Raw genomic sequence first — 12,149 nt, forward strand, 5'->3', positions numbered from 1 at the left:
AGATAAAGTGATAATAGTCTGTTATTCATTGGTGCATTTTTTATCATTCATTTATCATTCAATAGAAAAACATGTCAAGAATAGTACACTTCACTGGCTGTAATAAAGGAATTTAGGTTTACTCATTTATGAATATTTATTACCTAATGTTATTAATCATCAGTTGTTTGGTGATTGCCTGGATTATTTATCAGCATTTAAAATGGTTCATTACACCCATACTGTAAAATACTAATTGTTTGGTTAAAAGGGACTTACCTCCCAATCCCCATCTTCTGTTTGATCGGGAGGTTTATAAATCATCTGAATTCACTTTATTTATCAAACTTCGTTCCTTTTAACAACTCAGCAAATGGATTATTAATTGGGTCAGCACCTTTTTCTTGTTGCTTCAAATACTTCTGTACGTTACGTTTATCCATTTTGCCACTTCCTTCTTTTTTGCGACGAGCTTCAAAAGAAGATAGTTTTTCACGATAACCGCATTTACATGCGAAAATTTGTCCTTTTCCTTCACCACGTAGTTCCATTTTCTTTTTACATTGAGGGCAGCGAGCGTTAGTTACACGTGACACGTTCTTACGATGGCCACATTCCCGATCTTGGCACACGAGCATTTTTCCTTTTTTACCATTCACCTCAAGCATCGGTTTCCCGCAGTCCGGACAATGTTTGTGCGAGATATTGTCGTGCTTATATTTTTTGTCACTTGATTTAATTTCAGTAACAATTTCTTTTGTGTGCTCTTTCATTTCATGAATGAACACTTCTTTCTTCAACTTGCCTTTTTCAATGAGTTCAAGCTTTTTCTCCCATTTAGCTGTTGTTGTAGGTGAGCGTAATTCCTCTGGTACTAAATCAAGTAACTGGCGACCTTTTGATGTGATATAAATTTCTTTACCACCACGTTTTTCAATTAAGAATGAATTGAATAACTTGTCAATAATATCTGCACGTGTTGCAACTGTTCCTAATCCACCAGTTGATTTCAAGGTATCTGCAAGCTCTTTATTATTCGTTTGCATATACTTCGTAGGGTTTTCCATGGCAGACAATAGAGTAGCCTCTGTAAAGCGAGCAGGTGGCTTTGTTTGACCCGATGTCTGAGATACTAACTTTGTTTTTAATACATCACCTTTTTCAATGCTTGGTAATAATTGCTCTTTTATATCGTCTGTTAGTTCTTCATCATCAAATCGGTGTTCATAAACTTCTTTCCAACCAACATTCATTACTATTCTACCTTTAGCAATGAATTTTTCTTTACCAATTGCAGCCTGTATTGTTAATTGTTCATATTCGTGTGCTGGGGATAAAACTGCTAAGAAACGCTTTACTACTAGATCATAGACTTTTCTTTCTTTATCTGTGAAAGTAGATAAATTTACATTTCCCTCAGTCGGGATAATCGCATGATGATCGCTTAACTTCGAGTCATTGACAAATGATTTATTTGCTTTAATTGACTTAGATAAAATTTTATTAGCTGTTGATCGATACTCGCCAACACCACAAGCTTTTAAGCGCTCAGGAATTGTTGATACAATATCACTTGAAATATATCGAGAATCTGTACGAGGATATGTTAGCACTTTATGTTGTTCATACAGCCTTTGCATTATATTTAATGTTTCCTTTGCTGAATAGCCGAAGAATTTATTTGCTTCACGTTGTAGTTCTGTTAAATCATAAAGTCCCGGAGCAAACATTTTCTTTCGTTTACGATCAATCGCCACAATTTTAGCATCTTCACGACCAAGTGATTTAACAATTGCATCAATTTTTTCTTTATTAAAGCTACGACTATTACTATTCGAGTCTTGCCATGTTAATTTAATCATATCGGTTAGTGCTTCTATACCATAATATTTTTGTGGTTTAAAATTTTTAATTTCATCTTCTCTTGCCGCAATTATCGCTACTGTAGGTGTTTGAACACGCCCGCAATTTAATTGTGCATTGAAGCGTGTTGTAAGGGCACGAGTAGCATTTAAACCGATATACCAGTCTGCTTCAGATCGGGCAACAGCAGCATGATATAAATTTTCATAGGCTTTTCCTGGTTTCAATTTTTTGAAACCTTCTTTAATCGCTTTATCTGTTACAGAAGAAATCCATAAACGTTTTATTGGCTTGTTTATTTTCGCCTTAGCAATTATCCAACGAGCTACAAGTTCACCTTCGCGACCTGCATCTGTCGCAATAACAATTTTGTCTACATCTTTTCGTTGCAATTGTGCTTTCACTGTTTGAAATTGCTTATTTGTCTTTTTCATTACGACAAGCTTGAGATTAGATGGAAGCATTGGTAACTCCTCTAACTTCCATGTTTTATATCTTACGTCATACGCTTCTGGGTCTGCTAACGTAACTAAATGACCAAGTGCCCAGGTTACAATATATGTTGATCCTTCAAAATAACCATTCGCTTTTTTGTTACATTTCAATACACGAGCGATATCACGACCTACTGAAGGTTTTTCCGCTAATACAACTGTTTTACCCATTTGTTCCATCCCTTTCGAGTGATACTTCTCTAACTTTAACACAATTTGCTTTAAAAGATGAAATGAACATTTTTTTGAAACATCTATTTTAATTGACAGTAGTAATTTAGAATGAACTCATGCTGGTAGTTTATACTAAAGTAACGAAAAGTAAGGTGGTGTATCCATGCGTTTTCTCTATATTATTTCAATAAGTATGTTACTTATTGGATGCAGTACAAATAATGATAAAACGTCATTTTCATTTAAGAACCCCTCATCAAGCTATATAACGAAGGAAAAAGATTTGAGCCTGTTTGTGACAACTGACTGGCATTACTTAGACGAATCATTAACGGACAATGGAAAGGCATTTCAGCAATATCTCGAATCAGGAGATGGCAAACAATTACAAGATATGGATGTTATTTTAGATACATTTGCTTTTGAAGTAAAGGTAGCAAAGCCTGACATTGTGATTATAAGTGGAGACTTGACTAATAATGGCGAAAAATCGAGTCATGAAGCAGTTGCAAAGCGATTAACTAGTCTAGAGAATAGCGGAACAAGTGTTTATGTTATTCCCGGAAATCACGATATCAATAACCCTTGGGCACGTAAATTTAATGAGACAGAACAAGTCAAGGTAGAGACCATTACAGCGAATGAATTCTCTTCGATTTACCAAGCATTTGGTTATCAAGAAGCTATTTCTATCGACCCATCATCGTTAAGTTATTTAGCTGCACCTTCTGAGTACGTTTGGCTATTAATGCTTGATACTAATCACTACAAAAATAATAAAAACAAAGGTTTTCCAGAATTAAATGGCTCTTTGTCCACTAATACAATCGATTGGATTAAGGCCTGTTATGCTTATGCTAAAGAAAATAATGCTCAAATTATTCCTGTTATGCATCATAACTTAGCAGAACATAATGAGGCATTTAACGATGGCTATACAATAGATAATAAAAAACAGGTAACAAAACTTTTTCAACGTTATGCTACACCATTGGTCTTATCCGGGCATATACATGCACAGAATATCCATAAAACAAAGGAAATTTATGATATTGCTACTAGTGGATTATCTGTTTATCCGCAACAATATGGAGTAATCAATTATAGTGCTACTACGAAAAACTTAAATTATGAGACAAAGAAACTTGATGTTGCATCTTGGGCAAAAAGAAATAAAAAAAAGGAAAAAAACCTATTACAATTTGACTCCTATTCCGCCTCTTACTTTGGTGAATTTGCATATCATTTAGCTTATAACAGTTTAAAAGGCACCTCTCTTTCTAATAAGCAAAAAGAGGAATTAGCAAATGAGATGATTGTTTTGAATCAGCGTTTTTTCTCTGGATCAGAACATTTAAATCAGTCAGACCTCTTATTAGATCAACGTGTTAAAGAGTGGGAACAAATAAAAGATACGTTTTTATACCGTTATATGCACAGCATTCAAACCGACAGTAACCAACTTGACAATAAACTCCTAATACATTTTCAAAGAAATTAGGGCTATTCGTAGCTTTTTTATGTACAATAGATATAAAAATGATAGGAGATGTTGGTGAAATGAATAACCATGAAATTGATTACAAGCTTTATGGTGATGACATGCAATTTGTAGAAGTAGAGTTAGATCCAAATGAAACAGTCATAGCAGAAGCTGGAAGTTTAATGATGATGGACGATAGTATTCAAATGGAAACCATTTTTGGGGATGGATCTTCTTCACAAGGGTCTGGACTTATGGGTAAGTTAATTGGAGCAGGTAAACGTGTCATCACTGGAGAAAGTTTGTTCATGACTGCTTTTACCAATGAAGGAACCGAAAAAAAGCGCGTGTCTTTTGCTTCCCCTTATCCAGGAAAAATTATTCCAATGGATTTAAGTGAAATGGACGGAAAATTAATCTGTCAAAAAGACGCTTTCTTAGCCGCCGCTAAGGGGGTTTCCGTTGGCATTGAATTTCAGAAGAAAATTGGTACTGGTTTCTTTGGTGGTGAAGGTTTTATCATGCAGAAATTAGAAGGAGATGGCATGTCTTTCATTCATGCAGGCGGAACGATCCACCAGCGTACATTAGAAGTCGGTGAAAGTATTCGTGTAGATACCGGTTGCTTGGTTGGGATGACCGGTGATATCGATTATAACATTGCATATGTTGGAGGAATTAAAACAGCACTATTCGGTGGGGAAGGGCTATTTTTCGCCACACTACGTGGACCAGGTACAGTCTGGATTCAATCTTTACCATTCAGCAGATTGGCTAGTCGTGTCTTCTCTTCGATGCCCCAAAAAGGTGGTTCTAAAGGCGAAGGTAGTATTGCCGGAGGTCTGTTTGATATTTTCAGTGGAGATTGAAATGAATTAACACAATAATAAAAGGGTAATCGGAAAATAGTGTGGAAGGAGGGTTAAAATGAACCCTCTTCCATTGCCTTAGTCAGTGTGGAAAAGTCAGCCCCATAGATTTCCTCATACACCCATTCATAGCCAGTTTGTGCCCAATTTGGAGGTTGATCAGGTAACATTTTTCCGAAAGTGACTTCAACTTCTTTGAATTTCTTTTTCTTTTTTACTTTTCGATAGCCTTGTGTAAATATTTTTTTGCTCTAAGGGCTTCAAAAGAGTAGCCACGACCAACATGGTTCATTGTCTTAATTAAACGGTTCAAGGATTCTGTATAGGAATTTGTAATTGGAGAATTGAAATAGTTGAATATCTCTTCTTCCCAATTACTCATTGCTTTTATCAGATCCTCAAAATAAGTCATCAATTCCTTAGGTACATTTGAAATCCAGTTTTGGTAAAGTTTATAGGCTTCATTGATTAATTCAGCCTCATAAATATCAAAGAATTGTTCTTTAAGCTCGTATGCCTGATCAAGTAACGGGAACATATCAGTCCATATTTGCAATTTTATTTGATCATCGAAATCATTAAGGTCTTTGCGTCTTGTAAGTAGCACATAACGGTCTCTCATGAGTTACCTACCTTCTTTGGCTGACACATTTTGACGGTTAGCCTTTCGTATTTTTTCTAAGGATTCATTGGCTAATTTAACAACATGAAACTTATCAATTACGATTTTGGCATGTGGTATCACTGAATTAACAGCACTTTTATAGGGATTTCACATACCCATTGCTACAAGTTCAATTTTATCAATGTTTTGGAGCTTTGAAAGGTAATTGATAACAGTATCTTTATTACGTTTTCGTAAAATATCAATTACAGACTTGTTTTCAACGTCTGTTATGACACAACGATAGTTTTTGAGTAGGTGGATTTCATCAATACCAAGCCATTTGGGAGTTCTAAAGTCTGTTTGTTCTTCAAGTTCAGCAACGTAGTCATTAAAGATATTACGAACAGTTTTTTCGTCAACACCTATTTCTTCTGCAACACTGGTGAATGTTTTATCCAGACTTGCTTCTCGAATCCAATCTATAAGTCTTTTAGTAACAGAACGACTTACATCCATATCAGTAGATTTTCAAAGATGGTTTCATCACATTCCCTGCATTTATAGCGTTGGCGTTTGGCATAAATACCGATACGTTTCGCATGCATTGGTAGGTCAAAAAATAACTGTTGTTTCTTGCCATGTTTGTATAAGTTTGCAACAGCACCACATTTCAGACAGTGTGAAGGAGGTGAAGCAGTTGTCTCAACCAGAAAACGATAATCATCAACAAATTCCTCCATGTCCATTACTTTTAAATCGGATAGGTTGAGTATATTATTTTGCATTTGTGATCCCTCTTTATCTATTCAACTCGTACTCACTAAAATTGTATTTATGAATGAAAAATCTACCTTTACAAATCTTGATTTAAATATTCTTCTACTAAGGCTCTCTTATCTTTTACAGATCTTAATGAAAGCTAATATAGCAATAATTAACGATAGGACTGCATATCCAATTGTCCACCAAAGATGTTCACTGAGTGTAGAATAATTACTAATTAGAATATCTCGTGATAATTCAATTGCGTGTACAAAAGGTAAGCTGTAGGAGATCTTTTCAAATGTCGTACCCAAAAGCGTTAAATCGATCCACGCCCCACTTAAAAATGAAACTAAAAAAATGTAGATGGTTCCAATTCCCTGAATCTGTTTATCCGTAAATAATGCTCCTAAAAATAAACCAAAACAAATGGAGATAATGGCTGTTGGTAATAATACTATGATATTTATAAAAAGGTCTATCCATTCAATAGATAAACCTACAGTCATCGCTACTAAATAACAAAAAACTGCTTGTAAAATAGCTAATGGTATCATTGGTATCGCATAGCCAAGGACATAATCGACCACTTTTAATGGGGAAGCCAACAAACGGGTAAGAAGTGCAGTCTGTTTATCTTTTGCAATTAATAATGCGGAAAACATTGTTAAGAAAGCAAAGCCAAAAACAATTATCCCAGGAGCAAAATTATTTACTTTAAAGATATCCAGAGGAGCATTCTTTTCAATAGTTGTAAAAACAATTAAAAAAATGATTGGTAATGCGATTCCAAGTATAATTGACAGTGGATCACGAAATATTTCTTTTCGATTGCGTGCTGCAAAGTCAAGCATAAACATCTGCCTCCCCATCACAAATGGCTAAAAAGGCTTCCTCAAATGATGTTGTATTCGTCTGTTGTTTTAGCCCATCAGCTGTACCAAGAGCTTTTAATGAGCCTCTTTGTAAAATACAAATACGATCTGCGAGTGCTTCAGCTTCTTCTAAATAATGTGTTGTTAAAATAATTGTTATTTTCCCCTTTAACTTCGCAAGATTTTCCCATAGCCCACGACGTGAGCGAACATCCAGCCCTAATGTTGGCTCATCTAAGAAGAAAATTTGAGGATTCGTAATCAAACCCATTGCAACATTTAATCGACGTTGCATACCTCCAGATAATGTTTTTGCCATTGCTTTTTCCTTCTCAGTTAAATGAAATATTTCCAACATTTCAGATGCCTTGATTTTCGCTTCTCTTTTTGAACACCCATATATGCCTGCTATAAACTCCAGGTTTTCACGTACTGTTAAGTTCATTGCTATAGCGGTTTCCTGTGGAGAAATATTTATCTTGGGTTTAACCTTTTCCATGTTGGTTAAAATACTATCTCCGAGCACTATTGCATCTCCATTAGTAGGTGCAAGGATTCCACAAAGCATACTAATCAGCGTTGTTTTTCCAGCACCATTTTCACCTAATAAAGCAAAAAATTCTCCTTTTTTAACGGAAAACTCAAGATGATCGACAACCATTGCATCTTTATATTTTTTTGCCAGCTGGTTCAGTTGAATGACAGGCATTTACTCATCCTCGCCTTCTTCATCTATTTCTTTGGCATTTAAAATATCATTAGCAAATTGGAAAAAAAGATCTTGTTTTACCAGTGCAATACCTTGTTGTTCATCACCTAACATAAGTAATGAATCTCCTGGCTGAATATTAAAGACATCTCTTGCCTCTTTCGGAATCACAATTTGCCCTTTTGTTCCTACTTTGACAGTTCCGAAGATATGCTTTCCTTTTGGTGCTGTCATTTCATTCCCTCCCAAGTATGACTTGTAATACTTTTCACACAAAGTATACTTATTATTTATATGAATTTCAAGTGTAGACTTAAAAAAGAACTAAAAATAATTTTGGTCATATAAAACAAACCAAGCAAAACAAATTAAATGTTTCGCTTGGTTTTAAAATCCGCCTTTCTAGCCAACTGTTTAGGTTTTTTGAACTTGAACTTTTTTAAGATTCTTTTGACGTATATTTTAAGTGGATGGTATTTTGATTTTTCACTTGTATGATTTCCACACGATAATCCGAATACCCTAATAAAATACAGTGATAAGCTTACATAAATGAAAAGTCTTCTAATTATAAAAAGAGGGCTTCAATTATAAAGGTTGTACAATATATGACGTTGGTGAGTAAAGAAACTCACTAACGTCATTTTTAAATTTAACTTTGAAGTGATGGTGTAATTTTTACTTAACATCTATAAAAGAAGAGGTATAATTTTTGTTGCGCTACAGAAATAGGCTTGCTTTCCGCAAATAATTCAGTTGACTATTATGACTCACCAACGTGATTTGACGTAGAACCATTATAAATTATCTTTCATTTTAATGTGGTTTATTGATTCATGCGCTTGCTTATAACAGGAGGCAGATAGTTTATATTTTCTATTCTCGTAATAATAATCCCCCATTAATAACATATATCTACTATACTGCTTGTACTGCTCTTTTTGTTTTAAAAACGGTAGTACGGTTTTTTCCATCAACACTTCAAATGTCTGATCAAAACCATAAATAAGATAGTAATACGCTTTTAACTCATACACATAATTAATTGGTAGTACATGCTCTATCATCTCTGCGAAGGATGTTGCCTCTTCATACCATTGTTTTGCTTGCTCCAATTGTTTTTGGTCTACATATATCTTCACTAAACATAACATCGCCCTAAACTGCTCAACGTACTCATTACCTTTAGCAACTTGATACGATTTTTTAAAGTATAGAATTGCTTTATCCGTCTCATTATTTCTATTGTACAATTCACCTAATTCACGATTGCATGATGCCAAAACAGCATCATCTTTATATCTATCTAGAATAGAAAAGGCTAATTGAAAACTATTTTTTGCCTTTTCCATTTCATTCATGCGTGTATAAGCAACACCTTTAATCATCTGGCATTCTGCACATCGTCTTAATTGATATGTATTACGATAGAATTCTAATGTTTTTTTTACATACACCATTGTATGATATGTAAAATAAACTTTTGTAGAAAGTTTTGCAATTCGAAAGTACAAGTCGTGTATTTCCTCATTATAATTTTTTAATTGTAAACTAATTACCTCTTCCGCACGTCTTAATTGCCCATATGCCTTTAAAAAGGATAGCTCTACATCAAAAAAATAACAGCCCGAAAACTTGTACCAATAATACTTTTCTACTTCATTGAATTTGTAATGATATTGCTTCAAGATACGATATACACTGGTTGCTTTTTCGTATTGTTTAGATATAACATAATAATAAAGGCGATGTAAATCAGTTAACCAGTATAAATCAGCATCAATAACCTTTTCCATATCATCTTTTAACAATTGGTATGTATGATGTGCTTTCTCGATATCTCCCAATAACAACTCTTTATGCCATTGGTCACTGAGTTGATAAATTTTCTCATCATGTGTACGAACAGGGTTGATGTTTAGCTTTTTACATAATTGTTGTATCGCCTCTGAATTTGCTTCTGCATTATCATGTTCGATCTTAGATAAATATGACACGGATACAACACCGGATGCCAATTCTTCCTGTGTCATGTTTGCTTTCATGCGATAATATTTTATTTTATTACCAATTCCAGTGGTCAACGTATTCACTCCCCTAGCAATTCTACTGTTGATTAGTTATGACATTTGTTGATTAGTTATGACATTTTATTATAATCACTTATTAAGACGGCTACTAAACATCAAACGTTCCCGATTTTAATAAAACTCTTATAAAATTATTTTTATATTTTATATTTAATAATAGTTATTTTCTTTATTTAGGAAACTTGTTAGATTGACTAAAGTTTATTTATCGCTTAAGCTATCTTTGATTATGAATTTTCTGGAGGAATAATAAATCTATGTTACAAGCTACAAATGTTGGTTTACGTTATGGTGATAAAAAGTTATTTGAAGATGTAAATATCAAGTTCACACCTGGAAACTGTTATGGTTTGATCGGAGCAAATGGTGCGGGAAAATCAACGTTCCTAAAAATTTTATCAGGAGAAATTGAACCTCAGATAGGTCATGTTTCTTTAGGTAAAGGTGAACGTTTAGCTGTATTAAAACAGGACCACTTTGCTTATGAAGACTATCCTGTATTACAAACAGTAATTATGGGACACACACGACTTTATGAAGTCATGCAAGAAAAAGACGCTATTTATATGAAGAGTGATTTTTCTGAAGCAGACGGTATGCGTGCCGCAGAATTAGAAGGTGAATTCGCAGAAATGAACGGATGGGAAGCCGAATCTGATGCTGCCGTTTTACTTAAAGGTCTCGGTATCGACGAGTCATCTCATGATAAAAAGATGGCTGAGCTTAGTGGTGCTGAGAAAGTAAAAATACTTCTAGCGCAAGCATTATTTGGTTCTCCTGATATTTTATTATTGGATGAGCCTACTAACCACTTGGACATTCAAGCAATTCAATGGCTTGAAGAGTTCTTGATTAATTTTGAAAATACTGTCATCGTCGTTTCACACGATAGACACTTTTTGAATAAAGTCTGTACACACATTGCTGATGTGGACTTTGGAAAAATTGAGTTATATGTTGGAAACTATGATTTTTGGTATGAATCAAGCCAATTAGCACTAAGTATGGCGCAAGATTCAAATAAGAAAAAAGAAGAAAAAATAAAAGAACTACAAAATTTTATTGCGCGATTTAGTGCGAATGCTTCCAAATCGAAGCAAGCTACATCTCGTAAAAAAATGTTGGACAATATTACATTAGATGACATTAAGCCTTCCTCAAGACGTTATCCTTATGTTGCCTTCACTCCAGGCCGTGAAATTGGAAATGATATGCTTCGTGTAGAAGGAATCTCTAAAACAATTGACGGGGAGAAAGTATTAGACAATATTAGCTTTACATTAAATCGAAATGACAAAGTTGCTTTTGTAGGTAGAAATGAAATAGCTAAAACTACATTACTTCAAATATTAATGGGAGAAATAGAACCAGATGAAGGCTCTTATGCTTGGGGCGTAACTACTTCTCAATCTTATTTCCCTAAAGATAATAGTGCGTTTTTTGATGGAAGCAACATGACATTAGTCGAATGGCTACGTCAATATTCACCTGAGGATCAAACTGAAACATTTCTTCGTGGTTTCTTAGGTAGAATGCTTTTCTCTGGTGAAGAAGCACTTAAAAAAGCAAATGTGCTATCAGGCGGTGAAAAAGTACGTTGTATGCTTTCAAAAATGATGCTTAGTCAAGCAAATGTGCTCGTATTGGATGAGCCAACAAACCACCTTGATTTAGAATCGATCACTTCGCTAAATAATGGATTAATTAAATTTAAAGGATCGGTTTTATTCACATCACATGACCAACAATTTATCAACAGTATTGCTAATCGATTAATTGAAATTACACCAAAAGGGATTGTTGATAAAGAAATTAGTTATGATGAATATGTAGCGGATCAGAAATTGCAAAAAGAAATTGCATCCATGTACGTATAGGGATTATTTTTCATTTTAAACATAAATAAAAGTAGAAACTTCTACATAAGTAGTTTCTACTTTTATTTATTTAAGAAATCATAAAAACCTAAAGTGATTTTTAATAAAGTATTTATCATCCATCCGTGGTAGAAGGTAAATCGTATCTGGTTATAACAGCGCTTATCGATCATTTATGATAAGAAATAAGTCAAAGTAATCATAACGTAGCAATTACCTAATGTATGTTATGCATCCATATAAAACACAGACTATCCAAGCATAATGACTGTTTTTTATGTATGTTTGTAACTGTTACGATATCCCAATACTAAATTGGAACGAGCATGTAAATATACGCTTATCATTTGAGTAAGTGAGCTAGCTT

Annotated in this window: 9 protein-coding genes and 1 pseudogene; 3 read left to right on the top strand and 7 right to left on the bottom strand. The window is 34.2% G+C overall.

All coding sequences use genetic code 11. The features are described from left to right. Positions 1–314: 314 nt before the first annotated feature. The gene (locus ACH6CY_RS02015; protein ID WP_374065737.1) at positions 315–2,507 is read right to left on the bottom strand and encodes a DNA topoisomerase III; all 2,193 of its coding nucleotides are present in this window, start codon (positions 2,505–2,507) and stop codon (positions 315–317) included. A 166-nt stretch (positions 2,508–2,673) separates the two neighbouring features. Between ACH6CY_RS02015 and ACH6CY_RS02020 the strand changes: the two genes are divergently transcribed. Both ACH6CY_RS02020 and ACH6CY_RS02025 read left to right on the top strand, forming a co-directional pair. Then, the gene (locus ACH6CY_RS02020) at positions 2,674–4,011 is read left to right on the top strand and encodes a metallophosphoesterase (protein ID WP_374065563.1); all 1,338 of its coding nucleotides are present in this window, start codon (positions 2,674–2,676) and stop codon (positions 4,009–4,011) included. A 59-nt stretch (positions 4,012–4,070) separates the two neighbouring features. Continuing rightward, positions 4,071–4,862, top strand: coding sequence for a TIGR00266 family protein (locus tag ACH6CY_RS02025; RefSeq protein WP_374065564.1), 792 nt, complete (start codon positions 4,071–4,073; stop codon positions 4,860–4,862). Between the two features lie 214 nt (positions 4,863–5,076). On the opposite strand, the pseudogene ACH6CY_RS02030 reads toward ACH6CY_RS02025, so the two are convergent. From ACH6CY_RS02030 to ACH6CY_RS02055, 6 genes and pseudogenes are all read right to left on the bottom strand, one after another. Further along, a pseudogene (locus tag ACH6CY_RS02030) lies at positions 5,077–5,985 on the bottom strand (ISL3 family transposase). Beyond that, positions 5,976–6,254 (bottom strand): transposase family protein, encoded by a 279-nt coding sequence (locus tag ACH6CY_RS02035; protein ID WP_374065565.1) that lies wholly within the window; start codon positions 6,252–6,254, stop codon positions 5,976–5,978. The pseudogene ACH6CY_RS02030 and the gene ACH6CY_RS02035 overlap by 10 nt, the downstream one beginning before the upstream one ends. A gap of 108 nt (positions 6,255–6,362) precedes the next feature. Next, a complete protein-coding gene (locus tag ACH6CY_RS02040) occupies positions 6,363–7,085 on the bottom strand; it encodes an ABC transporter permease (protein WP_374065566.1) in 723 nt (240 codons plus the stop codon). After that, positions 7,078–7,815 carry an ABC transporter ATP-binding protein gene (locus ACH6CY_RS02045; RefSeq protein ID WP_374065567.1) on the bottom strand — a complete coding sequence of 246 codons (738 nt, stop codon included), beginning with the start codon at positions 7,813–7,815 and terminating at the stop codon, positions 7,078–7,080. Before ACH6CY_RS02045 ends, ACH6CY_RS02040 begins: the two co-directional genes overlap by 8 nt. Further along, positions 7,816–8,049, bottom strand: coding sequence for an AbrB/MazE/SpoVT family DNA-binding domain-containing protein (locus tag ACH6CY_RS02050; protein ID WP_374065568.1), 234 nt, complete (start codon positions 8,047–8,049; stop codon positions 7,816–7,818). A 563-nt stretch (positions 8,050–8,612) separates the two neighbouring features. Continuing rightward, positions 8,613–9,899, bottom strand: a complete 1,287-nt coding sequence (locus ACH6CY_RS02055) for a helix-turn-helix domain-containing protein (RefSeq protein ID WP_374065569.1) — start codon at positions 9,897–9,899, stop codon at positions 8,613–8,615. Between the two features lie 263 nt (positions 9,900–10,162). Between ACH6CY_RS02055 and ACH6CY_RS02060 the strand changes: the two genes are divergently transcribed. After that, positions 10,163–11,782 carry an ABC-F family ATP-binding cassette domain-containing protein gene (locus ACH6CY_RS02060; protein ID WP_374065570.1) on the top strand — a complete coding sequence of 540 codons (1,620 nt, stop codon included), beginning with the start codon at positions 10,163–10,165 and terminating at the stop codon, positions 11,780–11,782. The last annotated feature ends 367 nt before the right edge of the window (positions 11,783–12,149 follow it).

Origin of the sequence: Paraliobacillus sp. JSM ZJ581 (genome assembly GCF_044383835.1) — a bacterium.
In the GTDB taxonomy this organism is placed as follows: Bacteria; Bacillota; Bacilli; order Bacillales; family Amphibacillaceae; genus Paraliobacillus.

Coding starts and splice junctions, on each gene's coding strand:
- ACH6CY_RS02015 (WP_374065737.1), bottom strand. CDS start 2,507: ATGGGTAAAACAGTTGTATTAGCGGAAAAACCTTCAGTAGGTCGTGAT.
- ACH6CY_RS02020 (WP_374065563.1), top strand. CDS start 2,674: ATGCGTTTTCTCTATATTATTTCAATAAGTATGTTACTTATTGGATGC.
- ACH6CY_RS02025 (WP_374065564.1), top strand. CDS start 4,071: ATGAATAACCATGAAATTGATTACAAGCTTTATGGTGATGACATGCAA.
- ACH6CY_RS02035 (WP_374065565.1), bottom strand. CDS start 6,254: ATGCAAAATAATATACTCAACCTATCCGATTTAAAAGTAATGGACATG.
- ACH6CY_RS02040 (WP_374065566.1), bottom strand. CDS start 7,085: ATGCTTGACTTTGCAGCACGCAATCGAAAAGAAATATTTCGTGATCCA.
- ACH6CY_RS02045 (WP_374065567.1), bottom strand. CDS start 7,815: ATGCCTGTCATTCAACTGAACCAGCTGGCAAAAAAATATAAAGATGCA.
- ACH6CY_RS02050 (WP_374065568.1), bottom strand. CDS start 8,049: ATGACAGCACCAAAAGGAAAGCATATCTTCGGAACTGTCAAAGTAGGA.
- ACH6CY_RS02060 (WP_374065570.1), top strand. CDS start 10,163: ATGTTACAAGCTACAAATGTTGGTTTACGTTATGGTGATAAAAAGTTA.